Here is a 26,781-nt window from a genome sequence, read left to right as displayed (position 1 = left end):
ATGACGAGCATCTCGAAAACTCTTTATTCGGCGGAAGAATTTCGCCGTCGCGCGGCGCGCCAGCAGGGACCCGCGGGAGCGGAAGATTACGGCGATCACAGCCTGAATCCCGACCTGCGTGAAATGATCGTGCGACCTGGGCTGCGTGATGCCGCCGTGCTCATACCGGTCGTTGACCATGCGGATGGCGCGTCGGTGATCCTCACCCAACGCACTCAGTCGCTTCGCAGTCACTCAGGCCAGATAGCTTTTCCGGGTGGGCGTATCGATCCGGAGGACGCGTCGCCGGAGGCCGCGGCCTTGCGCGAGGCAGACGAGGAGATCGGCCTTCTTCCCAATGCGGTCGATGTGGTCGGCCGCATGCCCGACTATTCCACCGGGAGCGGATACCGTATTGCTCCGGTCCTTGGCATCGTGCAACCAGGCTTTGATCTGCGCATCAACCCTGACGAGGTGGATGCCGCTTTCGAAGTGCCGCTGGCCTTCTTGATGGACCCCGCCAATCATCGGCGCGAAAGTCGTCTGTGGCAGGAAAAGGAACGGTTCTATTATACCATGCCCTTCGGTGAGCGCTTCATATGGGGTGTTACGGCCGGCATCATTCGCACTCTTTACGAAAGACTTTATGCTTGATGGACAAGCGATTGATTTTAGATTCGGAATGGCTGTCCGATAAAAAGCTACAGGCGCTGCTGGAAGCACTGTCTACGGGCGGTGATGAGGCGCGTGTCGTTGGTGGAGCTGTGCGCAACACGCTGCTTGGCCAAATAGTCACCGACATTGATATCGCCACCACCACGCAGCCGGATGAGACGGTGCGTCGGGCGCGGGGCGCCGGCTTCCGCACCGCGCCCACCGGCATCGACCACGGAACCGTTACGGTTATCGCGGAGGGGCAGGCCTACGAAGTGACCACGCTGCGCGCGGATGTGGAGACCGATGGCCGTCATGCGCATGTCACTTTCGGCCGCGATTGGCGCAGCGATGCCGAGCGGCGTGACTTCACCATCAACGCGCTTTATGCGCGCGCGAATGGCGAGATCATCGATCTGGTGGGCGGCCTTGAGGATCTCCAAAGCCAGACCCTGCGCTTCATTGGCGACGCCGATACCCGGATCACTGAGGATTATCTGCGCATCCTGCGGTTTTTCCGTTTTTTTGCCTGGTATGGGCGAGGCCGCCCTGATGCGGCGGGGCTCAAGGCCTGTGCACGTCATCGCGATGGGCTGGAACGGTTGTCGGCCGAACGTGTCTGGGCGGAACTTAAAAAACTCCTCTCGGCGCCGGATCCCTCACGTGCTCTCCTCTGGATGCGCCAGACAGGGGTTCTGACGAAAATTCTTCCCGAATCGGAAAAATGGGGAATCGACACCATCGCTCCGCTGATCCAGGCGGAGCAGACGCTCGGCTGGCGGCCGGACCCATTGCTTCGGCTTGCTGCGATCATCCCGCCCCATGAACCTCGAATTTTGGAACTGGGAAAGCGTCTGCGCCTGTCCAATGCTGAGAAGAAAGACCTTTCGGATTGGGCGAGTGCACCGGTACCCTCGGCGGATTTGAGCGAGAGCGGTTTCAGGAAACTCGCCTACAAAGCAGAACCAAATGGCCTCTGGTGGCGTCTGAAGTTGGCTTTGGTGAGTGCTCGTGCGCGAGCATCGGAAGACGACAAGGCGCTGATGGAGGCAGCCGGTTATACTCGCCTCATGAAGCTCGCTGAAGCATGGCAAAAGCCATCACTCCCGGTCGATGGGACCGATCTCGCAAAACTCGGGCTGCAAAAAGGGAAGGCCGTTGGAGAGGTTCTCTCCCTGCTGGAGGAAGAGTGGATCGCGTCTGATTTTTCGTTGAAACGCGACGCGCTGCTTGAGCGCGCCGCCTTGATGATCTCGTCCACCGGCTGAAAAGGTCGGTGAAACAAGCGTGGTCAGGCCGCGTTGCGCGCCTCTGCGATGCGTGAGCGAATGGCTTCAACCATGCTCTCGCGGATCACGGTTTCGCCGTGAGCTTCGCGCATATGCTCGGCTGCACGGCGAATGACCTCCGCCTCTTCTTCGTGGCGGGTGTGCCAGTCGCAGCCTGGAACGAGCGAGCCGCAATGAAATTCCTTCATGAGACGATCCTCCTGTTCTCAGTTTATGCGTGCCATGAACTATAACACGGAATGCGGCAAGAGGTTGCCGAAGGAAAAACCGTCAGCAGTCCGCGTGGATTGTTACTGTAAACCCAACGGTTATTCCGCCAGCATCCGTTCTATCTCGCTTCGTAGCCACGTCTTGAAATTGCGGACCTTGGCTGGCTCAGGCCTGTTTTGGGATGTGATCAGCCAATAGCTAAAGCGTGTCTTGGCGCGTTCGCGGAAGGGGGCGACGAGTTGACCGCCGCGCAGGGCATCATGAGCAAGCGTGTGCCAGGCAAGCATTACGCCCTGTCCGGCAATAGCCGCATCAAGACAGAGCGCTGCGTCGGTAAACGTATCGCCTTCCGCCAGATCCCGCTCGTCCAGGCCAAGCGGTTTTAGCCACACATCCCACTCGATGTTGGAATTGGCGTCACGGATGATGGGGGCGGTCAGGACGTCTTCCGGTGTTTTCAGATGCCTGGCGATCGAAGGGGCACAGACGGGAAAAACTTCCTGCGGCAAAAGATGTTCTGCGCGCACATCCGGCCAATTTCCCTCGCCGACACGGATCGCAAGGTCGATGTCCGTGCTGTCGGGATGTACCAGACCGATTGAGGCTTCAAGTCGGAGCTTGGTTTCTGGGTGTGCTCTTGCATAGCCGGCAAGACGGGGTACCAGCCATTTCGCGGCAAAGACCGGGGCGACGGAAATCGTCAGCACTGAATCCGTGTCATGGCGCGTTAGCGCTACAGCTGAATCGAGCGCTTGAAACCCTATGCCCAGCCGCTCGATGAACTGGCGTCCCAGCGCAGTCGGGCGAATGCCGCGTCCCGTCCGCTCGAAAATCGCGACGCCGAGCTGCGCCTCGGTCTTCACCACCTGTTGGCTGACGGCTCCGACCGATACGCCCAGCTCTTCTGCGGCAGCGCTTAATGAGCCGCCGCGACCGACCGCTTCGACGGCGCGTAGTCCGTTCAGGTGAACCCTTGGCAGATGTTTCATGCAGTTTTTCTAAAGTATCCGATAGGCAATCTCCATTGAAAATCATCGCATCCGAGCAGATTCTGGCTCCTGAACACGCCATTCCTCGAGAAAGGGAATGCTATGATACAGTTTTTCTGGATAAGAATTCAGGCTTTCAGGACCCGTTACCGGCGGGCGCGCAGGGCGCTCGCAGAACTTGAATGGCAGCACGATCCGCTGGCTCATCCGGTTTTGCGCACAATGTCGATGGAGGAGTTGGCCGACTTGCCCATGGACAGGACCGCGAACGCAAGGATGGTGGAGCCTGCTCGACACTTTGCGCCTGCGACTGCTGGTGCCGAACTGCCTACTCCGCCGCCATCCTTCCGCCCAGAAAGCCGCCTGACTGGCGTTTCCAAAGCTGTGCGTAAAGTCCGTCCCGTTCCACCAACGCCTCATGGGAGCCTTCCTCCACGATACGTCCCTGATCAAGCACGATGATCCGATCGAGGGCGGCGATGGTCGAAAGACGATGAGCGACAGCAATTACCGTCTTGTTCTCCATAAGTCGCTCAAGATTTTCCTGGATCACGGCTTCGATCTCGGAATCGAGCGCCGAAGTCGCTTCGTCGAGGATGAGGATGGGTGCATTCTTCAGCATCATTCTTGCAATCGCGATACGCTGGCGCTGACCACCCGAAAGTTTGACGCCGCGCTCGCCCACCACCGCATCATAGCCGGTGCGCCCTTTCGGGTCCGACACGTTAAGGATGAACTCGTGAGCCGAGGCGCGCTTCGCCGCGGCAATGATGTCCTCTTCACTGGCCTTGCCCCGGCCATAGGCGATGTTGTCGCGGATTGAGCGGTGCATGAGCATCGGCTCCTGGCTCACCACGCCGAACTGGGCGCGAAGCGAGGCCTGTGTCACCTGGGTGATGTCCTGCCCGTCAAGCAGGATTTTTCCATGCTCGGCCTCAAAGAGCCGCAGCATCAGATTCACAATCGTGGTTTTGCCGGCGCCCGAGGGTCCAACCAATGCCACCCTTTCCCCCGGCTTGATATGCAGATCGAGCCCTTCGATTATGCCGCTTTCCTTGCCATAGTTGAACGTGACGTTGTCGAAACGGATGTCTCCCTTGGCACGCTTCATCTCTTTGGCATTATCAGCGTCGCGGATAGCCGGTTCCACTGAAACGACCGTGGTGGAATCCTGCACGGTCGCATAGTTGCGGATCAGCCCGTTGATGTTGAACATCATCCAGCCGGACATCTGGTTGAGCCTGAAGACGAGGCCCATCGCGGCAGCGATCTCGCCGGTGGTGATCGCGCTGTCCAGCCAGCGCGATACGGCAAGAATAAAGATCGCAGCCATCATGAAACCATTGACGATAGCCACCGCCACACGCACCCGGGTGATGGCGCGCGTCAGTGTTTGAACGGCACTCAGAAAATGCGCCATGCCCTCGCGCACATAGGAATGTTCGCGCTGTCCGCTGTCGAACAGCTTGACGGCCAGGATGTTGGTGAAGGCATCCACCATCCGCCCGTTCAGGATCGAGCGCTGGTCGGCTGTACGACGGCCCGCCCGCCTGAGCGGGGGCAAGAGGTAGCGCGCGATCGCCACATAGGCCACGAGCCAAAGCAGGACCACCAGTCCCATGAACGGGTCGAGCACGGTGAGGATCGAAGCGGCCAGCACGACGAAGGTGAGGAAGCTCCACATGGTTTGCAGAACGTTGATGATGAAGTCGCCGGTTGCCTCACCGCCCTGCAGAATTTTGGTCGCGATGCGGCCTGCAAAGTCGTTCTGGTAGAATTCATAGGGTTGTTCGATCACACGGCGAAACGCCTGCCAGCGCACACGCTGATAGAAGGCCGGCGCGATCACCTGTTCTTCAAGGATGGTGTTGCCGATGATCACCACTGCACGGATGATGAGAAGGAGCGCGAGGAAACCGGCAAGTTTTTCCCAGTGGTCGGCAATCAGTGTCTGTGGCGAAGAGGAGTCCAGAAGGTCGATCAGCCAGCCAAGCGCCCAGTAAAGCCCTGCATCGACGGCACCCATCAGGCCGCCGGCGATCAGAAGCAGAATGAAGGGCCACTTGGCTTGCCGTGCGAAGAAAAGGATGAATTCATGCGCCTTGACGGGCAACACGGAGCGCCCGGTGTCGCCGAAGGGGTCGATGACCCCTTCGACGCTGCGCCACCAGCTTTCAGACCTGGGCGGTTCTTTGCTTTTCTCGTCTACGCTCATTCCGCAGCCTCATTTACGTCCAGATCGAGGAAACCGCCGGACTGACGCTGCCACAGGCTTGCGTAAAGCCCTCCGGCAGCCACCAGTTCGTCATGCGTGCCTTCTTCGACGATGCGGCCCTTGTCCATGACGACCAGGCGGTCCATTGCAGCGATGGTCGAAAGCCGGTGTGCAATGGCAATCACCGTTTTGCCCTCCATGAGGCGATAGAGGTTCTCCTGGATTGCCGCCTCAACTTCTGAATCGAGCGCTGAAGTCGCCTCATCGAGGATGAGGATCGGAGCATCTTTCAGCATGACACGGGCGATGGCAATGCGCTGGCGCTGGCCGCCGGAGAGTTTCACGCCCCGCTCACCCACATGCGCATCGAAGCCCTTGCGTCCTTTCGGATCGCTCAGCCCGCCGATAAAGCCCATCGCTTCGGCACGCCGTGCCGCTTCCAGCATCATCGCTTCGGTCGCGTCGGGTCGACCATAGAGGATGTTGTCACGTACCGACCGGTGAAGCAGGGACGTGTCCTGTGTCACCATGCCGATTTCGGCCCGCAGCGAATCCTGCGTGACCTCCGAAATATCCTGTCCGTCGATGAGGATGCGGCCACGCTCCAGATCATAAAAGCGCAACAGAAGATTGACGAGGGTGGACTTACCGGCGCCCGAACGGCCCACGAGCCCGACCTTCTCACCGGGCTTCACCGTAAGTGAGAGATCTTCGATGACGCCACCCTTCTTGCCATAATGGAAGCCGATCCGATCGAACTCGATCCGGCCTTTCGGGACGACAAGCGCTTTCGCGTCCGGCTTGTCATCCACCAGACGCGGCAGCGAAATCGAGCCGATGCCATCCTGCACGGTCCCGACATTCTCGAACAGCCCCGTCAGCTCCCACATGATCCATTGCGACATGTTCCAGAGCCTCAGCACGAGGCCGATGGCAACCGCCACTGCGCCCACCGATATTTCCCCGCCGATCCATAGTGTGATCGACAAATATCCCACCGCGACAAGGCAGGCCGAGTTCAGGAAATAGAGAAGGCCGTATAGACCGGTTACATATCGAAACTGAGCGTAAACCGTCTGCAGAAACCCATTCATCCCTTCGCGCGCAAAGCCAGCCTCGCGCTGTGCGTGCGAGAAAAGCTTCACCGTCTGGATGTTGGTGTAACTGTCCACCACGCGGCCGGTCATTATCGATCGGGCATCGGCTTGCTTTTCGGCGATTTTGCCGAGCCGCGGGATGAAATAAGCCATGAGGGCAATATAGCCGCCGAGCCAGAAAAGGATCGGAAGGGACAGACGCCAGTCGGCAGAAGCTGTCAAAAACAGAATGCCCACGAAATAGATCACGACGTAATTGAAGACGTCGAAGGTCTTGACGACGCACTCCCGCACCGCCAGTGCGGTTTGCATCAGCTTGGTCGCGATGCGGCCGGCGAATTCGTCCTGGTAGAAGCTCATCGACTGCTTGAGAAGATAGCGATGCACTTGCCAACGGATTCGCATGGGGTAGTTGCCCATGAGAATCTGGTGGTTGTTGAGACCGGCAAGCAAGATCAGTCCGGGCAGGATGATAAGGATGAAGCCCGCCATGCCAATAAGTCGCATCCCTTCCTCATCGAGGAATGTGGCCCGGTCGCGGTCCGATAGCCAGTCGACGATGTCGCCCAGAAAGGCGAACATCCAGACCTCCGCCAGGGCGATGGCCGCGACAAGAAACGTACCCAACAGGACATAGGGCCACGCGCCTTTCGTGAAATGCAGGCAAAAGGCGAAGAATGTGCGGGGCGGCTCCTGCGGTTCTTCGTTGGGAAAAGGCTGAAGCCTTTGTTCGAACCATTGAAACATCGTCTCAGGCGTCTTTCATTCTGGAGCCCGCGAACGTGATGTGTTGAATCACGTTCGCGGGATAGTTGTCTGTGTTCAAAAAGCTTTTCCGCGGGCGGCGGCTGGCGGAAAAGCGATGATTGCCGGTTGCCCGGCTATCTGTGGCCCTTGCGCGGCACGGATGCTGCAGGGCTGTTCGTTCGCGGCTTGCCCGGTCCCTTCAGGGGACCTGCACTCAGCGGCGCGGCGTGGCCGATACCGCCCATGTCACGAGCGATACTATGCGGCGGCCCTGCGGGCCTGCCGAGAGCGGCCTTGAAGGCTCCTGAAAGCAAGGTGGCAGGAGCGCCGTCGTTTCCGCGCTCGAGTGCGCGGGTGGCCGGGTCGGCTTTCGCGAGATTGTTCTTGCGGGGCGGCACGCCCCCTTTTTGAAGGTGTGCAGTCATGATGCAAATCCTTTGTGACAACCGGAAGAAACGGTCGGCGGATTCGCTCGGCTGCGGCTTTACCTGTGTTGAAAAAGCTGAAGAACGAAACCCGCCGTCAGGCCTGGTGCGGCGCCGTGTTCCACGGGCGCAGGCCTGCGAAGGAGGTAAGCATCGAATTGTCCATTGCCGCCTCCAGCGGTTTTCGTTTATAGGACGCGTCTTATAGCGTTCATAGCCGGGTTTGGCCAGATGATTTTTCACCAAAAGACCTACCAGGGGTTGTAGGAAAATTGATCTCCGTCGGCCCACCCCACAGGGAAGCGGGGCGGGTTTCGATGAGGGCTGCATGGTCCGCTGTCTTGTCATTCGAACAGCTTTCGCAGCATCGTCCAAAGGGCGGGGCGCTCCGGCATGGAAAACTTCATGTCCACGTCGGGAAGCTGACCTCGATGAGCCCTTCTTTGTTCAGTATGTCTATCGGGCGATATCGTAGCGCCGATTGTCAAAGCCCATGCCTCCAGCCGGCGATCCTGCGAGGTGGGGCGGTTTGGGTCTATGTGCGGAACGACAAAGTCGTTGTTGCGGCCGAACGGCCGCCGGGGGAAGCGGTTATGCATCGCGAACGTCCTTGAAAAGCGGGAGGAAATCCCGACGGACCGCGATACGTAGCTACCTGAAAAATTGGTGGGAGCGAGCCGAACCGTGTCCGCCGTCAGGCCTTCAGGCCAAAGGCGCGGAGCCAAGTCATGTAATGTCGATGCGTATCCATGCTTTTCTCCTGTGGTTCGCGTTGACAATGGTGGGCTTATACTCACAGTTGCAGAGAACTGCCACCTGTTTTTGTGCTCTTTCGTTCGCCCGCTGCCTGGTGTAACCGGAAAGCCACAGCCAGCCATGTCGAGAGACACAGCCAGATGCGTATCGCGCTCTATCAGCCAGACATCCCGGGCAATACCGGGGCCATACTTCGCCTCGCCGCCTGCCTGGGCTTTACCGTCGACCTGATTGAGCCGGCCGGATTCGACCTTTCCGACAAAAACCTGAAGCGGGCGGGCATGGATTACCTCGAGCGTGCCGCCCTGGTCCGTCATTCGTCGTGGGAAGATTTTGACCGCTGGCGTCGGGAGGAAAAGCGCCGTCTTCTGCTTTTCACAACCAAAGCCCAGATGCATTACACCGAGGTTTCTTACATCGAGGGCGACATTCTGATCTTCGGACGCGAATCTGTTGGAGCACCGGATTTTGTTCACGAGGCGGCTGATGCCCGTCTGGTGATCCCGATGGAGAAGGGCGCGCGGAGTCTGAATCTGGCCATGAGCGCGGCGATGGCTGCGGGCGAGGCGTTGCGTCAGTTGCGGTAAAGCTTCGAACCGGGAAGATGAAACCGGCTTTTCGTTTCCCAGGCAGCGCATCGAAGGGCCGGGTTGTTCTTTGTGCGCCCGCCAGGATGCATGGCGATCCGGCGTGTGTGTTTGATAAATCCTGGGTGGCATCATTTCACTTTCCTTTTCGGGAAAGGGATGCCTAAAAGTTCAAGTGAACTTTAAGTCAAGCTTCGTGTGGGTTGGCGTTTTTTGCTTGAGAGCAGTGGTTTCTCAGTCCGCGCTCGGTAAACGGCGCATCGTGAATTCGATCACATCGCCTGGTCGCTCGCACCAGCTTTCTATTTCGGTCCAGTAGGCTTGCTTGGGCCACCGCTCCAGCCATTCCCGTGCTTTTTCCCGGGCTTGCGCACGGGGCAGCGAAAAACTCTCCCGCAAAAAACCATCGCGTGGCAGGCGGCTTGCCCTGGCGCGGTGTTTGTCGAGGCTGCGTTTCAGCCCCTCCAGCGGTGGTTTTGCGGGCACTCGCACAAAAGAACTCCTTGACCCGATGGATAAGAAGCTTAGGCAACGCGGTTGAAAATTGCGAGTCATTTGTAGGGCTGTCCGCCTGCCGCAGCGTCGCGTAGGATCGGGCCAAAGGGAAGATGATGGAACGACCAGAGCTGCCTGCCGGTTTGCCGGAGAATATCGAAGACAAGAAAGTCGCTGCGCGCGCCTGGTTCGAGGAACTGCGCGACAGGCTGTGCGCTGCCTTTGAGGAACTCGAGGACGCGCTGACCGGTCCACTGTCAACACGCACGCCCGGCCGCTTTGAGCGCACCCCCTGGGAGCGGGAAGGCGGTAAGGGTGGTGGTGGCGTCATGTCGATTATGCACGGCAGGGTGTTTGAAAAGGTTGGCATTCACGTGTCCACCGTCCATGGTGAGTTTTCGCCCGAATTTCGAAAGCAAATCCCGGGCGCGGATCGCGATCCGAGCTTCTGGGCCTCAGGGATTTCGCTGATCGCCCACCCGCAGAACCCGCATGTGCCGGCCGTTCACATGAACACCCGCATGGTGGTCACCACCAGCCAGTGGTTCGGGGGCGGGGCTGATCTCACACCGGTTCTCGACCGTCGCCGTACTCAGGAGGATCCTGATACGGAGGCCTTCCATAAGGCCATGCGTTTCGTCTGCGAACGCCACGCAGCCATCGTCGATTACGAAAAGTACAAAGCCTGGTGTGACGAGTATTTCTACCTGCCGCACCGTCAGGAGCCGCGCGGCATTGGCGGTATCTTTTACGATTGGCTGCGCTCGCCGGAGGATAAGGGGGGCTGGCAGGCCGATTTCGACTTCACCCGTGATGTGGGACGTGCCTTCGCAGTCGTCTATCCGCATCTGGTGCGCAAGAACTTCAACACCAATTGGACGGAAGCTGACCGCGAGGAGCAACTGGTGCGGCGAGGCCGCTATGTGGAGTTCAACCTGCTCTATGACCGGGGCACGATCTTTGGTCTCAAGACCGGGGGCAACGTCAATTCCATCCTGTCCAGCTTGCCGCCCGAGGTGAAATGGCCCTGAGCCAGTATGGGGTTCAATCTCGCTGATCGATAAGCGGCAGTGTTTTTGATTTGAAAGTTGTGAACGGGTGGGGTCTTTAGCGAAGGCTGCTTCCCCGCCCGAGGACAATGCACATGAAACTGCCCCATATCCTGTTGGCGCTTCTGGTGACTGCCGTCTGGGGCTTCAACTTCGTCGTCATCAAGGTCGGCATTGACAATTTTCCGCCAATACTTTTTTCCGCGTTGCGGTTTGCGGCGGCGGCTTTGCCCCTTGCCTTTTTCGTGCCGAGACCTGTGATCGCCTGGCGCTATGTCATCGCCATTGGGGTCGTGCTGGGCATCGTCAAGTTCACGCTCCTGTTCTTGGCCATGGATGTCGGGCTTTCTGCCGGATTATCCTCGCTCGTGCTTCAGTCACAGGCGTTTTTCACCATCATGCTTGCGGCGTTCGTGCTGGGTGAACGGCCGACACGCATGCAGCTTCTCGGTATTTTCGTCGCCTTCTGCGGGATTGCCCTGATTGCGCTGACGGTAGACGCAAGCATCACGATCACGGGCCTGGCGTTGGGGATCGCCGCCGCTTTCATGTGGGCGATTTCCAATCTTCTGATGAAGCAGGCTGGCAAGGTCGACATGTTTCGCCTGATGGTCCATGTGAGCCTCATTCCACCGATCCCGCTATTTGCCCTTTCTCTCATGATCGAAGGCTGGGAGGCGGATATGGCCGCGCTGTCCAACATCAACTGGACCGGCGTTGGCGCGGTCATCTATATCGCTTACGCCGCAACGATCTTCGGTTTCGCTGTATGGGGAATGTTGATCAGAACCTATGGTGCGGGGCGGGTTGCGCCATTTTCCTTGCTGGTGCCGATTTTCGGGATGAGCTCGTCAGCCCTGTTTCTCGGCGAAACTTTTGGCCCGATGCGCATGGTGGCTGCAGCACTTGTTCTCGTCGGGCTCATGCTGACCCAGGTCAGGCAACGCGCGCCGCTGGCACAGGCGGGCGCTGCCTGAGACAGCCCTATGGGCGCATGGTCGCGAGTTTCAGGCCGAAACCGATAAACACCGTGCCAGTGAGCGCTTTCAGCCCGCGCTGCATGCGGACATTGCTGCCGATCGTCTTGAGGCCCGAAAACAGAAGCACGAGCGAGGAGAACCACACGATGTTCAGAAGCGAGTGGATCACCACGAGCGCGAAGGCCCAGAGGGTGGCGTCGGCATTGGCCGGAATGAACTGCGGAAATGCCGCCAGGTAGAACATCGATACTTTTGGGTTGAGCGCGTTGGTCAGAAACCCTTCGAATGCCGCGCGTATGAGTGTGCGCCGGCGTTTGGCAGGGGTCACCTCAAGCGGTGACGCAAAGCCATGCCAAGCCTGCCAAAGCGCTTTCATACCGATATAGCAGAGATAGGCCGCACCCAGCATTTTTACGATGAAGAACAGCTGGGCTGACTGCACCAGAATGATCGAAATGCCGAGGATCGACAAAGCGCCATGAACGTAGAACGCTGCGAAGAACCCGGCGATGTTGGCAAAACCGGCCGCTTTGCCTGAAGTGGGGACTGTCTTGGCAATCAACACGCCATTCGGGCCCGGCGACATGACAAGAAGTGCGGCAACCAATGTGAAGGTTCCAAGCTCGATCAGCGTCATGGTTCGTGCCCTGAGTTGAACGCGGTTGTGAGACGCGGCAGAATACTCGGCAAACGTTTTGATTGTCGAGCGATACAAGAGCGGCTCCTGACATGCTGAAACCACCCAGCACCGTGACCGGCCTCATGGTTCATCCCGTCAGTGGCGATACAGTGCTGCAAAACGAGATTGTGGCCGAGCAGGCGTCATCGCTCGGCCATGCCGGTCGAATTGCCGAAAAGGCACTCATGCATCTTGCCGAGGCAGACCCCGCCGATGGAGAGGATGTGGACCGCCGTCTTCACGCCGCCGCCGAAGCGGTGCATTTTTATTTCATCCAGCGTGAGCTTTGTGGCCTGCGCAGACATGACGACGTGATTGCCGAGCTGTCGATCCCTGGCAGGGTATTGGTGCGCCTCGGGGCGCGTATAGGGACGCGTTGAGCGCTGGCCTGCTGGATGTCGCGGTCTGGCCCGCTTGCTGCCGTCAGGGGTTCGTGGCACTGGCCTGCCAGCAATGGCAGACAGGAAAGACGGCGCCATGGAAAACGCTTACGGTACGCTGGCCTCGTGGGTTTATCATCTCGACAAACCCATAGGCCGCTCTTTCGGGGATATTGAGTTCTATCGCGACCGCCTGGCGGGCTGCACCGGTCCGGTGCTCGAGCCTGCAGCCGGTAATGGCCGTGTTCTCATCCCGCTTCTTGAGGCCGGGTTTGATGTTCGCGGTTTCGATGCTTCCGAGGAGATGGTGGCCTACTGCCGTAGGGAATGTGAGGCGCGCAGCCTGCCGTCACCGGTCGACATCGCACGCTTCGAGGATTTCGAATATGAAACGCGGTTCGGTGCTGTCATCATTCCTGCGGGTTCCTTCCAGTTGATCACGGAGCCGCGGCAGGCGCTGACCGTGCTTGAGCGTTTCCGCAAGGCGCTTCTCCCCGGCGGCCGGCTGATCCTCGATCTCGATGCATTGGCATGTCTTGCCGACACCGCGCTCGCGGCGCGGCACTGGCAGACGAAGGATGACCTGCTTACACTCGTCGAAAGCCGGGTGGAAACCTGTTTCCAGCGCCAGACAACGCTTTCGCAGCTGCGTTACGAGCATTGGCGCGAAGGCCGACTCGTGGCCAGCGAGATCCAGCTTTTTCACCTGCGTCTCTGGGGGCTCCTGGAATTCGAGCTGGCATTGCGCTCTGCCGGCTTCGCCGAGGTTAATGTCTTTGCGGACTATCGGACCGAGAGCGCTTTGGCGCCGGGTGCTTCCATCTTTACCTTTGAGGCAGTCGCGCCGCTTTGAGGGCGAGAGATCGGCGACCGAAACTTGGCAAAAGCGCCCGTATTGAAAAATAGGAGTTTTTAAGTCATCTTTATTCGCTGCGTTTTCCCCGCGACAATCTGCCCTGTAGGGTCGCCCCCGTCTGGACAAGTTCCTGCGTGGCGCATAGAAACCATCGAAAAATGCCGGGGGTAGAACCGGGCAGTTTCCGTCATGCGCGGGAGTTTGCTTGGGTTCGAGTGCAATAAGGCGTCCCCACCGGCCGACTCAAGGTGAAAGGATCGCAGTCCCGTGAGCGCTACCGATTCGACCGAACATACAAGGCGTGACTTTCTTTACGTCGCAACAGGCGTTGCCGGTGCCGTCGGTGCGGCTGGTGTTGCATGGCCGTTCATCGACCAGATGCAGCCCGATGCCTCCACCCGCGCACTGGCGTCAATCCAGGTTGATGTGTCCGGCGTTGAGCCTGGCATGTCCCTGACCGTCAAATGGCGTGGCCGGCCTGTGTTCATCCGCAACCGGACGGAAAAGGAAATCGAGGAAGCGCGGGCGGTCGCACTGGAGGATCTGAAGGATCCCGTGGCGCGCAACGCCAACATCGCCGCTGACGCGCCTGCCACTGACATCGACCGTTCTGCGGGCGAGGGCAAGGAAAACTGGCTGGTGATGGTCGGCGTTTGCACGCATCTCGGCTGTGTGCCGCTTGGCCAGGCCGGCGATTTCGGCGGCTGGTTCTGCCCATGCCATGGTTCGCACTACGACACCGCCGGCCGTATCCGCAAAGGCCCGGCTCCGGAAAACCTTGCGGTTCCGACATTTGAATTCGTGTCCGACACCGTCATTCAGGTCGGCTAAGGCTCGGCGAGAGGGGATTTTCTATGAGCGCTGGACATTCGACCTATACGCCCAAGACCGGCCTCGGCCGCTGGATGGATGCGCGTTTGCCGCTTCCGCGTCTGGTCTATGATTCTTTCGTGGCCTATCCGGTGCCACGCAATCTCAACTATGCTTACACATTCGGTGGCATTTTGACGCTGATGCTGGTCGCGCAGATCGTGACCGGCATCGTGCTGGCGATGCATTATGCCGCCAACACCGAGGTGGCCTTCAACTCGGTCGAGAAGATCATGCGTGATGTCAACTCCGGTTGGCTGATCCGCTACCTGCACTCCAATGGCGCGTCGATGTTCTTCATCGCCGTCTACGTGCACATCTTCCGCGGCCTTTATTACGGTTCCTACAAGGCGCCGCGAGAGCTCCTGTGGATCCTCGGCTGCATCATCTATCTCCTCATGATGGCGACCGCTTTCATGGGTTACGTGCTTCCCTGGGGCCAGATGAGCTTCTGGGGCGCGACGGTGATCACCGGCTTCTTCACGGCCATCCCCGTTGTGGGTGACTGGATTCAGCAGCTTCTGCTCGGCGGCTTCGCGGTCGACAATCCGACGCTGAACCGCTTCTTCTCGCTCCACTACCTTCTGCCCTTCATGATCGCCGGCGTCGTCGTGCTGCATGTCTGGGCGCTGCATGTCACCGGTCAGACCAATCCGACCGGCATCGAAGTGAAGCAGAAGACCGACACCGTGGCCTTCACGCCCTATGCGACCGTCAAGGATGCGTTCGCCATGGTCGTGTTCCTGGCTCTGTTCGCCTATTTCGTCTTCTACATTCCGAACTTCCTTGGTCACCCGGATAACTACATCGAGGCTGACGCGCTGAAGACCCCGGCGCACATCGTTCCGGAATGGTACTTCCTGCCGTTCTACGCGATCCTGCGCGCCATCACCTTCAACATCGGGCCTATCGATTCCAAGCTCGGTGGTGTTCTGGCCATGTTCGGCGCTATCGCGGTTCTCTTCGTCGTGCCGTGGCTCGATACCTCGAAGGTCCGTTCGGCGGTTTATCGTCCCTGGTACAAGCTGTTCTTCTGGCTCTTCGTCGTCAATGCAATCTTCCTGGGCTGGCTCGGCTCCCGCCCGGCAGAAGGCACCTATGTGGCGATGGCTCAGGTGGCGACGCTTTACTACTTCGCCTTCTTCATCGTGATCATGCCGGTTCTCGGCCTGGTCGAGAGGCCCCGCCGGTTGCCCAATTCCATCACAGAAGCGGTGCTGGAGAAGAAGTCCGCCGGCGTACCGGCCACAGAACAGGCAAAGGGCTGAGCGAGAGAATGCGCAAAGGGATTTTCGCAATGAAAAGCATCCTCAACGGATTGGCTGCGCTCGGCCTCGGCCTGGCAGCGGTCACGGCAGCGAACGCGGCCGAGTATCCGATCAAGAAGCCGGTCGAACAGGACTGGTCCTTCGCTGGCCCATTCGGAACCTATGACAAGGGCCAGTTGCAGCGCGGATTCAAGGTTTACCGTGAGGTCTGTGCGGCCTGTCACTCGATGAACCTTGTGGCCTTCCGCAATCTTGAGGATCTGGGCTATTCTGAGGCCCAGGTTCGTGCGATCGCAGCCGAATACGAGGTCGAGGATGGCCCGGATGATTCCGGAGACATGTTCATGCGTGCTGCAAAGCCGTCTGACCGTTTCCCGGCACCGTTCGCCAACCCGCAGCAGGCAGCCGCCTCTAACAATGGAGCGGTTCCACCGGACTTTTCGCTGATCGCCAAGGCGCGCGCCGTGGAACGTGGCTTCCCGACCTTCGTCTTCGACATCTTCACACAGTATGCCGAAGCTGGTCCGGATTATATCCACGCTCTTCTCACGGGCTATGAGGAAGATTCCCACGGGCACGAGGTTCCGGAAGGCACCTACTACAATCCGTATTTCATTTCCTCGGCCTCGCTTGCAATGGCACCTCCGCTTTCTGAAGGCATGGTCACCTACGATGACGGCGCGCCCGAGACCGTTGACCAGTATGCCCGTGACGTTGCAGCGTTCCTCATGTGGGCGGCCGAGCCCCACCTGGAAGCCCGCAAGTCCACCGGATTTGTGGTCATGGTCTTCCTTCTGCTCTTTGGTGGACTGATGTATCTCACCAAACGCAAGATCTGGGCGGACGTCCATTAAGGCGCCTGCAAGGCAAGAAAAAACAGGAAGGGCGCTTGAAGCGCCCTTTTCTTTTGCTTCGCAACGCGGCAAGAACTATCTGAACCGGGGCAGGGCACATGGCAGCTTCTCAGACACTTCAAGACACGCTTCTTTCCGCGATCCGCACCATTCCGGATTATCCGAAGCCGGGCATTCTGTTTCGCGATATCACGACCTTGCTTGGCAATGCGCGCGCATTTCGCCGGGCCGTGGACGAACTGGTCCATCCCTATGCGGGTGCCAAGGTCGACAAGGTCGCCGGCATTGAGGCACGTGGCTTCATTCTTGGAGGCGCGATTGCGCACCAGCTCTCTTCGGGTTTTGTGCCGATCCGCAAGAAGGGCAAGCTGCCGCACGACACGGTGCGCGTTGCCTACAGTCTCGAATATGGCATCGACGAAATGGAGATGCACAAGGATGCGGTGACGCCGGGCGAAAAGGTCATTCTGGTTGATGACCTCATTGCCACCGGTGGAACCGCCGAAGGTGCGGTCAAGCTCCTCACGCAGATGGGGGCCGACATCGTGGCAGCCTGTTTCGTGATAGACCTGCCTGATCTTGGCGGACGGGCCAAGCTGGAAGCGCTTGGCGTCGATGTTCACACATTGATCGCTTTTGAGGGCGAGTGAGACCGGTTCAGCCGGCTTTCATCAGCACCCCGTTTTCAAAGCTCATCACGGGCTCGCCATCTGCGCCGTGTGCCGCAGCGGAAAGCGAGACCAGATGCCAGCCGGGGCGGGAGGCCAGGGGACGATGGCCGGTCACGGCCCGCGTGAACGTGATCGTGTCTCCCTCGTAGACAGGCTTCAACCATTTCAGATTGGAAAAGCCGGGCGAAGGGCCGAATTCGGGTTTCTCGCCGGGTCCTTCCCACGGGCCGAACGCATCGCGTTCGATGCCGATCAGATTGTACCGCATCCACATGGCGCATGTATGCCAGCCGGAGGCGCATAGACGGCCGAACACGCTGTCGCGCGCTGCCTCTGCATCGGTGTGAAACGGTTGCGGATCGAACTGGCGACCGAACGCTATGATCTCGTCGGCTGTAAACGTATGAGTGCCCAGCGTTATTGTTTCGCCTAAGCGCAGAAACCGATCGAGGCTCATGCCGCGTCTCCCGTATTGCGCATTCTGAACATGATCGGGTTCTCCATCTCCATCACCGTTTCGCCGCGCTGGTTGGTGATCAGATGCCGGAAAGTGACGAGACCGATGCCGGGCCGCGATTTCAATGCCCGCCGTTCGAGCACGGTGGCTTTCCCCGTCAGTGTGTCGCCGGCGATCACAGGACGCCTCCAGCGGGCCTCGGTGATGCCTGGAGAGCCCTGCGAGGTGGAGTCCACCAACAACGCGTCATAGAGCATGCGCATGAAGATGGCGCAGCTATGCCAGCCGGAGGCCGATAGGCCGCCAAGAATGCTGGCTTTCCCCGCTTCTTCGTCCAGATGCATGGGTTGCGCGTCGAACTGGCGTGCGAAGTCCTTGATCTCTTCGGCACCAACGGTTTTTTCGCCGAAGGGGATGGTCACTCCGGGCTCAAGGTCTTCAAACGCCCACTTTTTGTCAGTCATGGTTCAATCCTGTTCAGGCTTGAACCTTATGGCCGCAAGCAGTGCATTCTTCAAGCACCGGATGGAGAAGATTGCCAGGCTTGGACGCTACAGAGCCGCGCGTCTTATAAGACGCGCAAAGGACGCTATAGTACTTTCAAATGAATTCATTTGAAAGCGACATGCATTAGATCGCCGTGCGTCCATTCGGACGCACAAAGGAGGATCTAAACTATTGATGGAGCATCGGAATAATCCGAAAATCGGATTCCACTTTTCGGTCCGATGCTCTAGAGCCAGCCGCGGCGTTTGAAATACCAGAAGGGCAGAAGAGCGGAGAGCACCATCAGCCCAAGGGCGAAGGGATAGCCGAGCGGCCAATGCAGTTCCGGCATGATATCGAAGTTCATGCCATAGACCGAGGCGACAAGCGTCGGCGGAAGGAAGATGACGGCCACCACGGAGAATATCTTGATGATGGCGCTCTGTTCGATGCTGATCATGCCAAGGGTCGCATCAAGCAGAAAACCGATCTTCTGTGAAAGCCCTGTCGTATGATCGGCAAGCGAGGCGATGTCGCGCGAAAGGGTTTTGATGCGCGCGCGTTCGTCCTTGCCGCTGCGGCCCGAGACCGCGCTCAGGAAGCCGGAAAGACGCTGCATGGTGAGAAGACTGTCCTGCAGTTTTGAGATCAGATCCTCTTTGCGGCCAATCCGGCGAAGGAGGATCTGGAAGTTACGGTCGCGTTTGGAGGCCTTCTTTTCGGAAGGATGAAAAATGCCTTTCGAAAGTTCCAGAATTTCGCGGCCCGCCCTTTCCAGAATGTCGGCAAGCCGGTCAGTGATGACTTCCAGAAGATTGATCAGCACCGCCTCACCATTGTTGCACCCAAGGGCGGCTTTCGCCGCTCTCTGGGGGAGGATCTGGAAGGCGCTGGGTTCGTGGAATCGAAGTGTGACCAGCGTGCCTGCGGGACTGAGAATGAAGGTTACGGGCCCCATCTCCGGCTGGTCGCCGTCTGCCCGCGCCGGCAGGGTTGCCGTCATGTAGTGCGCGCCGTCTTCGCTATAGAGCCGGCTTGAGATTTCGATTTCTTCCATGTCGGCACGCGTCGGAATTGCGATCCCGAGCCATGCTTCGACGGTCCTCTCTTCCTCCGGTGAGGGGGAAAGCATATCGACCCAGACGATTGCGTCCTGGTCAACAGATGCCAGCGCGACTGAATTCAGACGTTCGTTCTGGAGACTATAGGCCTTGATCATTGCTTCGTTCCCTCAAACCGGGAATGAAGATTTCCGGCTATTGGCACGCCGTCAAGACCAGGTCCTTCTGGCCAGTCGGTATGCGATCAGGTGTTGAACTTGAACAGCATCACGTCACCGTCCGTCACCACATACTCTTTGCCCTCATCACGCGCCTTGCCGGCCTCTCGGGCAGCCACTTCACCGCCGAGAGTGACAAAGTCTTCGTAGCCGATGGTCTGCGCACGAATGAAGCCGCGTTCGAAATCCGTGTGGATCACGCCGGCGGCCTGCGGAGCCTTTGCGCCCTTCTGCACCGTCCAGGCCCGGGTTTCCTTGGGGCCTGAAGTAAAGAAGGTGATCAGGTCGAGCAGTTCGTAGCCGGCACGGATCAGACGGTCGAGGCCGGGCTCTTCCAGCCCCATTGCCTCCAGATATTCAGCCGCTTCCTCATCGGCAAGCTGGGCCACCTCGGCCTCGATGGCGGCGGAAATCACCACCGTCATCGCACCCTGGGCCTTTGCCATTTCCTCCACGCGCTTGCTCTGGGCATTGCCTTCGGCAGCGTCGCCCTCGGCCACATTGCACACATAGAGCACTGGCTTTGAGGTCAGCAGGTTGAGGCCGCGCAGGATCTTCAGATCCTCCGCCGCGATGCCGTCCAGAAGCACGCGCACCGGCTTGCCGTCCTGAAGCAGCGCCAGTGCCTGCTCCATCATGGGCAGGAGCGTTTGGGCTTCCTTGTCCTTGCCGGTGGCGCGCTTCTGCATCTGCAGGGTGCGCCGTTCCAGGCTTTCGAGGTCGGCGAGCATCAGCTCCGTCTCGACGGTCTCGGCATCCGCCACCGGGTCGATTCGACCCTCCACATGGGTGATGTCGTCATCCTCGAAACAGCGCAGCACATGCACGATGGCGTCTACTTCGCGGATATTAGCCAGAAACTGATTTCCCAGTCCTTCGCCCTTGGAAGCGCCGCGCACGAGGCCGGCAATGTCGACAAAGGAAATGCGGGTCGGAATGACCTCCTTGGAGCCCGTCACGCTGGCAATCTTCTTCAGACGCGGGTCCGGCACGGCCACTTCGCCCGTGTTGGGCTCGATGGTGCAGAACGGGTAGTTGGCAGCCTGTGCCGCGGCCGTTTTGGTAAGCGCGTTGAAGAGCGTCGACTTGCCAACATTGGGCAGACCGACGATGCCGCATTTGAAACCCATTTCCTATTCCTTCTGGCCGAGGAGTTTTTTGAGCATGGCTGCCATCGGGCCGCTCTCGGGGAGGGGGGCGGAAGGCCCCTTCTGCCGCGCCTGGCGGATGTGGCTCTGTTGTTTGGCGGGCTTGCTGTCCCGTTTTTCGGCCGGCTCTGCGCCGGCACCCTTCACCGCAAGGCTGACCCGGTTCATGAAACCCGATTCATCGCCTTCGGCAAGCATTGCAATATTGTCTGCGATGGCGTCCAGCATCGGTTCAAGCCAGGCCTGGTCCGACTTGGCGAAGTCGCCCAGCACATGCGCGTTCACACGCGCCTTGTCGCCCGGGTGGCCGATGCCGATGCGCACGCGGCGGTAATCCTTGCCGCAATGGGCGTCGATCGACTTGATGCCGTTGTGGCCGCCCGAGCCGCCGCCCGTCTTGATGCGCAGCTTGCCAGGCGCAAGGTCGAGCTCGTCATAAAAAACGATCAGATCGTCGAGATCGATCTTGTAGAAGCGCATGGCTTCGCCGATCGCCTGGCCGGAGAGGTTCATGAATGTCTGCGGCTTGATCAGCAACACCTTCTCGCCGCCGATACGGCCTTCGGCCACCAGCGCGTTGAACTTCTTCGACCATGGCGAAAAACTATGGCGGCGCGCAATCGCGTCCGCCGCCATAAAACCGACATTGTGCCGGTGCCGTTCGTATTGCTGGCCGGGATTGCCGAGCCCTGCAATAAGCAGCATGAGGTTTCGCAGGAAAGGGGAGGATTACTCCTCGCCCTCGCCCTCCTTCTCTTCAGCCTCGACTTCAGCTTCGTCCTCGTCAGCCTCGGACTCTTCCGACTTGAGGCCGGCAGGGGCTGCGATGGTTGCGATGGTGAAGTCGCGGTCTGTGATGGTCGGCTGAACACCCTCGGGGAGTTTGACGGTAGAGATGTGAGCGGAATCGCCGATATCCATACCGTCCAGATCAACCTCGATGTATTCGGGGATGGCCGTGGCGGGGCAGGTGAACTCGACCTCGTGGCGCACAACGTTGAGAACACCGCCGCGCTTGATGCCCGGAGCGGTCTCTTCGTTGATGAAGTGAACCGGCACGTTCACGGTAACGACCGTGCCCTTGCCGATGCGCAGGAAGTCCACATGCATGACGAAATCGCGGACGGGATCAAGCTGATAGTCCTTCGGAAGGACCTGGATCTTCTTGCCGTCGACGTCGATGGTGGCAATCGTGGTGAGGAAGCCGCCGCCGAAAATCTTCATGGACACTTCCTTGTAGGGAAGCGTGATGGAAAGCGGGGCATCCTTGTCGCCGTAAATCACGGCAGGAACTTTACCGTTGCGCCGAATAGCCCGGGCGGACCCCTTACCGACCCGTTCGCGCGCCTCGGCCTTCAGCTCGTAGCTCTGATGGCTCATGGCCTATCCTTTCATGTTTTGGAGCGCTCCCGCGCAATCGGGGAACGTGAAAGCCTTCCGAATAAGAAACAGGCGGCGCATGATGCACTGCCTGAATACCGAAATCGATCGGACGGACTTCCGCCCGCGTTGCCTCCAAGGGTGTCTACGCGGACGGCGGGTCTATAGCCGATGCAAGGGGTATGTGCAAGGGCGCAAGCCCTTTCAGCCCATGGCTGCCGGCTGGATGGGCTGCGGTGGCCGGCCGCTGGTTTTTTCAGCGCTGACGCGTGCGTCGTACATTGCCCGGGCCGCTTCCATTCTGCCGGCGTTGGCGAGGGCAAACTGTTTCAATGCCGAAAGCGGTTGAGCAAGCTCATGCCCGAAGGCAGTCAATCGGTATTCCACGCTCGGGGGCACCGTCGGATGTTCGATGCGCTCAAGAAAGCCATCGCGTTCGAGGGCCCTGAGCGAACTTGTCAAAACCTTCTGCGAAATTCCATCCACGCGCCGTTTCAGCGCGTTGAAGCGCAACGGTTCCTCGTTGAGGCGCTCGATGATCAGAGATGTCCATTTGTCTCCAATCAACGACAGAACCTCGCTGATCGGTCGGCAGTTTTCAGAGATGTGTCCGTGACGTGGTTTCATAAAGGTGCCTTCTTGCAACCCGCTTTCCTCTGCCAGATATAGGGGCGGTTACTAAAAGATACCACCGGGAAATTGAGCCCGGGCGGACAGAGGAATGACGCTATGAAAAAAATCCTGGTTCTCGTTGGCTCCAATCGAAAGGAGTCGATCAATCATAAATTTGCACAGGCTTTGGAAAAGCTGGCCGACGGACGCCTTGCGTTCGAATATTTCGATCTCACCACATTGCCGATGTACAATGATGACGACGTTGGGGCGTATCCGGCCGCTGCGCAGCAGCTTAAGGACAGCGTTGCGGCAGCCGATGGCGTACTTTTGGTGACGCCCGAACACAATCGCTCCATACCCGCGGTTTTGAAAAATGCAATCGACTGGGGCTCGAGGCCCTGGGGACAGAATAGCTGGACCGGAAAGGCCACCGCCATCGTGGGATCCAGCCCGGGCGCCATGGGAGCGATTGCGGCCCAGATCCATCTTCGTTCGATCATGGTCAGCCTTGGAGCCACGCTGTTGACCAGCCCGGAAGTCTATCTGCAGATGAAGCCCGGCCTGATCGACCAGAACAACGACATCACCAATGAAGAAACGAAGGCCTTCCTGACAGGCTTCATCGATAAATTCTCTGCGTGGGTTGGCTCGGCTCAAGATCGCGTCGCTGCCTGAGCAAAGAGGCGCGCGAACAAAAAAGCCGGCTCTCGGAGCCGGCTTTTTTATCTGGGAATCTGTTTTTGTCAGTCAAACAGGCTCGAAACCGATTCTTCCGTTGCCGTGCGTGAGATCGCCTCGCCGATAAGGTCAGCGATGGTGATCGTGCGAATGTTTTCGGCCGCTTCCACTGCCGAACTGGGCTGGATGGAATCGGTGATCACCAGTTCCTTCAGGCGCGACCCGGCGATGCGCGCTGCGGCACCGCCCGAAAGGACGCCATGCGTGATATAGGCTGTCACACTCGTTGCACCGTTGTTGAGCAGTGCGTCGGCCGCGTTGCACAGTGTCCCACCGGAATCGACAATGTCGTCGATGAGCAGGCAGTCCTTGCCGCTGACGTCGCCGATCACGTTCATCACTTCGGATTCGCCGGGCCGGTCGCGGCGCTTGTCGACAATGGCGAGCGGTGCATCGATGCGTTTGGCGAGCGAGCGGGCGCGCACCACACCGCCGACATCTGGCGAAACCACCATGACATTGGAGAGGGTGTAATTGGCCTTCACGTCTCGCGCCATGACGGGCACGGCAAAAAGGTTGTCGGTCGGAATGTCGAAGAAGCCCTGGATCTGCCCTGCATGAAGATCGAGCGTCAACACGCGGTCGGCCCCTGCCTGGGTGATCAGATTAGCCACCAGCTTGGCCGAAATCGGTGTGCGGCCGGATGTGCGTCGGTCCTGACGCGCATAGCCGAAATAGGGCAACACGGCGGTGATGCGTCGGGCGGAAGAGCGCCGGAAGGCATCGATCATGATGAGGAGTTCCATCAGGTGATCGTTGGCCGGGTAGGCGGTCGACTGCAGAACGAAAACGTCCTCGCCGCGCACATTTTCCTGGATTTCGACGAAAATCTCCTGATCGGCGAACCGGCGAACGGTGGCTTTGCCAAGAGAAATGTTGAGATAGCGGGAAACGGCCTCTGCCAAAACCCGGTTGGAATTGCCCGCAAAGAGCTTCATGGAATGTCCTCGGAGAACGCCTTGACGCTTGACCGCGCTTTTAACGGGGTGAGGCTTTATTGCAAGCGCCTGAGGAAAGAATCACGATGAAATCCCGAAAAAATCAGCTCTGCCTTTGTACAAGCCAGGCGGATAGCTGACTGATGGTTGCATCGGCCACGGCTTCCATCGTCGCGTTGGTGACTGAAGACCAGCCGTCGCCTTGCCCCCCAGGTGCGGCTTGCTGCCCCTGAAAACGGTGCAGCCGGTTGCCTGAAGGATCGAGCACGTCCCAGACATAAATCACGGTCGTCTTGCCGCCATCGGCGATGGCTGAAAAATAGCCTTTCATCACCATGGAGGCGCTGCCGCCCTGGGGCACGATGGCAATACCGCTTTGTCGGGCTCGGGCTTCGAGGCGGAGGGAGAGCGCCGGGACGGCCTCTGCCGTTGCACCGATCACCGGGGCAAACTGTATGCGCTCACTGGTGGTCACGGCCTGCAGGGGGGCTGCCGCAGTCTCGTTCGCCGCGTCCGTCTGCAAGGCGAGGGCGGTTTCGGTTGGCTGCTGCTGAAGCCCGGTCTGCCCACCGGGAACAGTGCCCTCCGGTGTCGGCCCGGAATTCAGATCGAGCGGGGATCCCGTGTTGCAGCCGGCAAGACCGACAAGGCTCAACATGGCGATGCCCGTTATGGCGCGTTTAGTCAAAATACCGCAGCCCCCCTCAATGGCTTCGATCCTGCGCGGCATATTGCCTTCACCTCGTTATAAGGTCCAGCCCGTAGCGCGAAAGCGGCACGGGTGCGTCTTCGGTGGTCAGATACGTGCGGCCGAGACACATGGCGCTGCCAGTGTCGGAATCCATGATGATCATGTGTGCGAACAGCGTCATGCCTGGCGCGATGGGCTCTTCATTGCCGGCGTAGAACATCTGCGGATCCATCCAGGACGGCGAGAACCGCGCGCCCAGCGAATAGCCGCAGGCGTTCAGCCGGTGCTTTGTCAAGCCATGGGTTTCCATCACGCGTGCGTGCGCATCGAACACATCGCCGAATGTGCTGCCTGGCGTCATCGTCTTCTGCACTGCACTCAGCGCATCACGTGCCGCCTCGAAAAGCTCCTGATGCCTTTTGGAGACCTTGCCCGTCAGCACGGTCTGCATCATGGCTGCATGATAGTGATGATAAACACCGGCCCATTCGAGCGTGATCTGGTCGTTCTTGTTGAGCTTGCGCCGGCCCGCCTTGTAGCGGCACAGAAGCGCGTCCTCGCCCGAACCGATGATGAATTCATTGGCCGGATAGTCACCACCGCCGGCAAACACCGCGCCCTGCATGGCGGCCAGGATTGCGGCCTCGTCTCCGCCCTGCTTGATAAGTGGCAGCGCGGCGTCCAGTGCCTCATCGCCGAGCTTCGCAGCGCGTTTCACTTTCTTGATCTCCGCCTCGCTTTTGAACAGCCGCAGGCGGCTGACGAGATCTGACGCGTCCTCGATCTTGCCGAATGTCTGCAACTGCTCGTCGAGCAGGCGGGTGCTGCGGCCCGTGAGGCCATGCGTGTCGTATTCGACACCGATCCTGGCACCCAGCAGGTCGAGATCGTTAAGCAGATTGCGCAGGTCGACGGCCGGGTTGGCGTCGTGCCTGTCTGTCCACAGGACGATGTTTTCGATGGTGGAGGTGTGCCGCGCCTGACGCAGATCGGCCGAGCGTGTCAAAAGCACCATCGAGCCATCGGCTTTCACGACAAGGCACTGGAAGAAGCAGAAGCCGAACGTGTCGTAACCCGTCAGCCAGTACATGCTCTCCTGCGCGAAAAGCAGCATGGCGTCGAGCTTGCGCTCGGCCATTTCGATGACGAGGCGATCGCGCCGGGAATCGAATTCTGCCTGGTCAAAATGAAGCGCCATCAAATGTCCTCCAGGATGATCGCTGAAATCTGGCGTCCGTAGTCCCGTTCACCGCGATGCGTGGCGCGGCGATAGGAGTAGAAATGCTCTTCTTCTTCATAGGTGCAGCGCCCGATCTGCACGGCATGGACGCCGGCCGCCGTCAGCCGCGCCACCGTGTAGCCATTGAGATCGAAAAGCGCATGCCCGGCCTTGGGCGACGGGCGGAACCAGTCCCGGTTTGCCGGATTGTGGTTGACGAAACGCTCCACGAATTCCGGCCCCACCTCATAGTTTTCCTGGCTTATGGAGGGACCCAGCACGGCGGTGATGTTTTCCCGCTCCGCGCCCAGCAGTTCCATCGCCGCAATGGTGTTTTCCAGAATGCCGGTCAGAGCCCCTTTCCAGCCGGCATGGGCGGCTGCGATCACGCGCGCCTTGCCGTCGGCGAGCAGAATGGGCCCGCAATCGGCAGCAAGCGCGCCAATCGCCAGCCCCGGCCGGTTGGTTACCAGCGCGTCGGCCTCGGGTCGCTCTCCTGCAAAAGGTTCATCGACAATAACGGCATGGGGCGAGTGCACCTGGTGAACCGTCAGAAGATGGTCTGCGTCGACGCCCAGCCATTCGGCCACGCGTCGTCTGTTCTCGGTCACCGTCTCGCGGTCGTCGCCCGAGCCATAACCCACATTGAGCCCTTCATAGAGCCCTGTCGAAACGCCGCCCGCCCGGGTGAAGAAGCCATGCTTCACACCATTTTCCCGCTCACGGTCCAGTAGCGGGGACCGCAGGGGTTCCGGCCTCGTCGTGTCCAGCATGCGCCGC

Annotated in this window: 30 protein-coding genes; 12 read left to right on the top strand and 18 right to left on the bottom strand. The window is 59.3% G+C overall.

Going from position 1 to position 26,781, the window contains the following annotated elements:
* Window positions 1-633 carry a CoA pyrophosphatase gene (locus AC2CHD_RS05605; RefSeq protein WP_484552870.1) on the top strand — a complete coding sequence of 211 codons (633 nt, stop codon included), beginning with the start codon at window positions 1-3 and terminating at the stop codon, window positions 631-633.
* Window positions 633-1,901: a CCA tRNA nucleotidyltransferase gene (locus tag AC2CHD_RS05600; RefSeq protein ID WP_484552869.1), complete on the top strand. Its 1,269-nt coding sequence runs from the start codon at window positions 633-635 to the stop codon at window positions 1,899-1,901. Before AC2CHD_RS05605 ends, AC2CHD_RS05600 begins: the two co-directional genes overlap by 1 nt.
* Window positions 1,902-1,924: 23 nt before the next feature.
* On the opposite strand, the gene AC2CHD_RS05595 is transcribed toward AC2CHD_RS05600, so the two are convergent.
* The 5 genes from AC2CHD_RS05595 to AC2CHD_RS05575 all read right to left on the bottom strand — a co-directional run bounded on the left by AC2CHD_RS05595 (window position 1,925) and on the right by AC2CHD_RS05575 (window position 7,605).
* Window positions 1,925-2,110: a DUF1059 domain-containing protein gene (locus AC2CHD_RS05595; RefSeq protein WP_229448673.1), complete on the bottom strand. Its 186-nt coding sequence runs from the start codon at window positions 2,108-2,110 to the stop codon at window positions 1,925-1,927.
* Window positions 2,111-2,230: 120 nt separating this feature from the next.
* Window positions 2,231-3,121: a LysR substrate-binding domain-containing protein gene (locus AC2CHD_RS05590; RefSeq protein WP_484552868.1), complete on the bottom strand. Its 891-nt coding sequence runs from the start codon at window positions 3,119-3,121 to the stop codon at window positions 2,231-2,233.
* A 328-nt stretch (window positions 3,122-3,449) separates the two neighbouring features.
* Entirely contained in the window at window positions 3,450-5,336 is a 1,887-nt protein-coding gene (locus AC2CHD_RS05585; protein ID WP_484552867.1) for an ABC transporter ATP-binding protein, read from the bottom strand.
* Window positions 5,333-7,180, bottom strand: a complete 1,848-nt coding sequence (locus AC2CHD_RS05580; protein WP_484552866.1) for an ABC transporter ATP-binding protein — start codon at window positions 7,178-7,180, stop codon at window positions 5,333-5,335. Before AC2CHD_RS05580 ends, AC2CHD_RS05585 begins: the two co-directional genes overlap by 4 nt.
* A 134-nt stretch (window positions 7,181-7,314) precedes the next feature.
* The gene (locus tag AC2CHD_RS05575) at window positions 7,315-7,605 is read right to left on the bottom strand and encodes a hypothetical protein (protein ID WP_484552865.1); all 291 of its coding nucleotides are present in this window, start codon (window positions 7,603-7,605) and stop codon (window positions 7,315-7,317) included.
* An 896-nt stretch (window positions 7,606-8,501) separates the two neighbouring features.
* Between AC2CHD_RS05575 and AC2CHD_RS05570 the strand changes: the two genes are divergently transcribed.
* Complete coding sequence (locus AC2CHD_RS05570) at window positions 8,502-8,948, top strand: tRNA (cytidine(34)-2'-O)-methyltransferase (protein WP_484552864.1); 447 nt, start codon at window positions 8,502-8,504, stop codon at window positions 8,946-8,948.
* Window positions 8,949-9,182: 234 nt separating this feature from the next.
* Here the strand turns inward: AC2CHD_RS05570 and AC2CHD_RS05565 are convergent, their stop codons facing one another.
* Window positions 9,183-9,440: a hypothetical protein gene (locus AC2CHD_RS05565; protein WP_223021253.1), complete on the bottom strand. Its 258-nt coding sequence runs from the start codon at window positions 9,438-9,440 to the stop codon at window positions 9,183-9,185.
* Between the two features lie 119 nt (window positions 9,441-9,559).
* Here AC2CHD_RS05565 and hemF point away from each other — a divergent pair, with 119 nt between their 5' ends.
* Both hemF and AC2CHD_RS05555 read left to right on the top strand, forming a co-directional pair.
* Window positions 9,560-10,474, top strand: coding sequence for an oxygen-dependent coproporphyrinogen oxidase (hemF, locus tag AC2CHD_RS05560; protein ID WP_484553226.1), 915 nt, complete (start codon window positions 9,560-9,562; stop codon window positions 10,472-10,474).
* A gap of 113 nt (window positions 10,475-10,587) precedes the next feature.
* The gene (locus AC2CHD_RS05555) at window positions 10,588-11,469 is read left to right on the top strand and encodes an EamA family transporter (protein ID WP_484552863.1); all 882 of its coding nucleotides are present in this window, start codon (window positions 10,588-10,590) and stop codon (window positions 11,467-11,469) included.
* Between the two features lie 7 nt (window positions 11,470-11,476).
* Here the strand turns inward: AC2CHD_RS05555 and AC2CHD_RS05550 are convergent, their stop codons facing one another.
* A complete protein-coding gene (locus AC2CHD_RS05550) occupies window positions 11,477-12,109 on the bottom strand; it encodes a LysE family translocator (protein WP_229448682.1) in 633 nt (210 codons plus the stop codon).
* Between the two features lie 92 nt (window positions 12,110-12,201).
* Here AC2CHD_RS05550 and AC2CHD_RS05545 point away from each other — a divergent pair, with 92 nt between their 5' ends.
* The 6 genes from AC2CHD_RS05545 to AC2CHD_RS05520 all read left to right on the top strand — a co-directional run bounded on the left by AC2CHD_RS05545 (window position 12,202) and on the right by AC2CHD_RS05520 (window position 17,029).
* On the top strand, window positions 12,202-12,531 hold the full coding sequence (locus AC2CHD_RS05545) for a DUF6665 family protein (RefSeq protein ID WP_484552862.1): 330 nt from the start codon (window positions 12,202-12,204) through the stop codon (window positions 12,529-12,531).
* Between the two features lie 73 nt (window positions 12,532-12,604).
* Window positions 12,605-13,384: a class I SAM-dependent methyltransferase gene (locus tag AC2CHD_RS05540; RefSeq protein ID WP_484552861.1), complete on the top strand. Its 780-nt coding sequence runs from the start codon at window positions 12,605-12,607 to the stop codon at window positions 13,382-13,384.
* 270 nt (window positions 13,385-13,654) lie between these two features.
* Complete coding sequence (gene petA / locus AC2CHD_RS05535; protein ID WP_484552860.1) at window positions 13,655-14,218, top strand: ubiquinol-cytochrome c reductase iron-sulfur subunit; 564 nt, start codon at window positions 13,655-13,657, stop codon at window positions 14,216-14,218.
* 23 nt (window positions 14,219-14,241) lie between these two features.
* Window positions 14,242-15,525 (top strand): cytochrome b, encoded by a 1,284-nt coding sequence (locus AC2CHD_RS05530; protein ID WP_484552859.1) that lies wholly within the window; start codon window positions 14,242-14,244, stop codon window positions 15,523-15,525.
* 29 nt (window positions 15,526-15,554) lie between these two features.
* Complete coding sequence (locus tag AC2CHD_RS05525; protein ID WP_229448687.1) at window positions 15,555-16,379, top strand: cytochrome c1; 825 nt, start codon at window positions 15,555-15,557, stop codon at window positions 16,377-16,379.
* A gap of 98 nt (window positions 16,380-16,477) precedes the next feature.
* Window positions 16,478-17,029 (top strand): adenine phosphoribosyltransferase, encoded by a 552-nt coding sequence (locus AC2CHD_RS05520; RefSeq protein ID WP_223021247.1) that lies wholly within the window; start codon window positions 16,478-16,480, stop codon window positions 17,027-17,029.
* Window positions 17,030-17,036: 7 nt separating this feature from the next.
* On the opposite strand, the gene AC2CHD_RS05515 is transcribed toward AC2CHD_RS05520, so the two are convergent.
* The 7 genes from AC2CHD_RS05515 to AC2CHD_RS05485 all read right to left on the bottom strand — a co-directional run bounded on the left by AC2CHD_RS05515 (window position 17,037) and on the right by AC2CHD_RS05485 (window position 22,427).
* The gene (locus AC2CHD_RS05515) at window positions 17,037-17,507 is read right to left on the bottom strand and encodes a MaoC family dehydratase (protein ID WP_229448688.1); all 471 of its coding nucleotides are present in this window, start codon (window positions 17,505-17,507) and stop codon (window positions 17,037-17,039) included.
* The gene (locus AC2CHD_RS05510; RefSeq protein WP_484552858.1) at window positions 17,504-17,971 is read right to left on the bottom strand and encodes a MaoC family dehydratase; all 468 of its coding nucleotides are present in this window, start codon (window positions 17,969-17,971) and stop codon (window positions 17,504-17,506) included. Before AC2CHD_RS05510 ends, AC2CHD_RS05515 begins: the two co-directional genes overlap by 4 nt.
* A gap of 269 nt (window positions 17,972-18,240) precedes the next feature.
* A complete protein-coding gene (locus AC2CHD_RS05505) occupies window positions 18,241-19,212 on the bottom strand; it encodes a magnesium transporter CorA family protein (RefSeq protein WP_484552857.1) in 972 nt (323 codons plus the stop codon).
* 86 nt (window positions 19,213-19,298) lie between these two features.
* Complete coding sequence (gene ychF, locus AC2CHD_RS05500; RefSeq protein WP_484552856.1) at window positions 19,299-20,402, bottom strand: redox-regulated ATPase YchF; 1,104 nt, start codon at window positions 20,400-20,402, stop codon at window positions 19,299-19,301.
* A gap of 3 nt (window positions 20,403-20,405) precedes the next feature.
* The gene (gene pth, locus AC2CHD_RS05495) at window positions 20,406-21,125 is read right to left on the bottom strand and encodes an aminoacyl-tRNA hydrolase (RefSeq protein ID WP_484552855.1); all 720 of its coding nucleotides are present in this window, start codon (window positions 21,123-21,125) and stop codon (window positions 20,406-20,408) included.
* 24 nt (window positions 21,126-21,149) lie between these two features.
* Window positions 21,150-21,800, bottom strand: a complete 651-nt coding sequence (locus tag AC2CHD_RS05490; protein ID WP_484552854.1) for a 50S ribosomal protein L25/general stress protein Ctc — start codon at window positions 21,798-21,800, stop codon at window positions 21,150-21,152.
* Window positions 21,801-22,004: 204 nt separating this feature from the next.
* The gene (locus AC2CHD_RS05485; protein ID WP_229448694.1) at window positions 22,005-22,427 is read right to left on the bottom strand and encodes a winged helix-turn-helix transcriptional regulator; all 423 of its coding nucleotides are present in this window, start codon (window positions 22,425-22,427) and stop codon (window positions 22,005-22,007) included.
* Between the two features lie 102 nt (window positions 22,428-22,529).
* On the opposite strand from AC2CHD_RS05485, the gene AC2CHD_RS05480 reads away from it, so the two are divergent.
* Window positions 22,530-23,090 carry an NADPH-dependent FMN reductase gene (locus AC2CHD_RS05480; RefSeq protein ID WP_229448695.1) on the top strand — a complete coding sequence of 187 codons (561 nt, stop codon included), beginning with the start codon at window positions 22,530-22,532 and terminating at the stop codon, window positions 23,088-23,090.
* A 68-nt stretch (window positions 23,091-23,158) separates the two neighbouring features.
* Here the strand turns inward: AC2CHD_RS05480 and AC2CHD_RS05475 are convergent, their stop codons facing one another.
* The 4 genes from AC2CHD_RS05475 to pgeF form a co-directional block, all read right to left on the bottom strand.
* The gene (locus AC2CHD_RS05475) at window positions 23,159-24,091 is read right to left on the bottom strand and encodes a ribose-phosphate pyrophosphokinase (protein WP_223021238.1); all 933 of its coding nucleotides are present in this window, start codon (window positions 24,089-24,091) and stop codon (window positions 23,159-23,161) included.
* A 103-nt stretch (window positions 24,092-24,194) separates the two neighbouring features.
* The gene (locus AC2CHD_RS05470; protein WP_484552853.1) at window positions 24,195-24,821 is read right to left on the bottom strand and encodes a hypothetical protein; all 627 of its coding nucleotides are present in this window, start codon (window positions 24,819-24,821) and stop codon (window positions 24,195-24,197) included.
* Between the two features lie 7 nt (window positions 24,822-24,828).
* Window positions 24,829-25,980, bottom strand: coding sequence for a M24 family metallopeptidase (locus AC2CHD_RS05465; RefSeq protein WP_484552852.1), 1,152 nt, complete (start codon window positions 25,978-25,980; stop codon window positions 24,829-24,831).
* Window positions 25,980-26,774 carry a peptidoglycan editing factor PgeF gene (pgeF, locus tag AC2CHD_RS05460; RefSeq protein WP_229448698.1) on the bottom strand — a complete coding sequence of 265 codons (795 nt, stop codon included), beginning with the start codon at window positions 26,772-26,774 and terminating at the stop codon, window positions 25,980-25,982. Before pgeF ends, AC2CHD_RS05465 begins: the two co-directional genes overlap by 1 nt.
* Between the last annotated feature and the right edge of the window lie 7 nt (window positions 26,775-26,781).

It is taken from the genome of Nitratireductor sp. ATLC21, assembly GCF_057196525.1.
The sequence above is the reverse complement of the archived record's forward strand: the minus strand, read 5'-3'. Positions and strand labels throughout refer to the sequence as shown.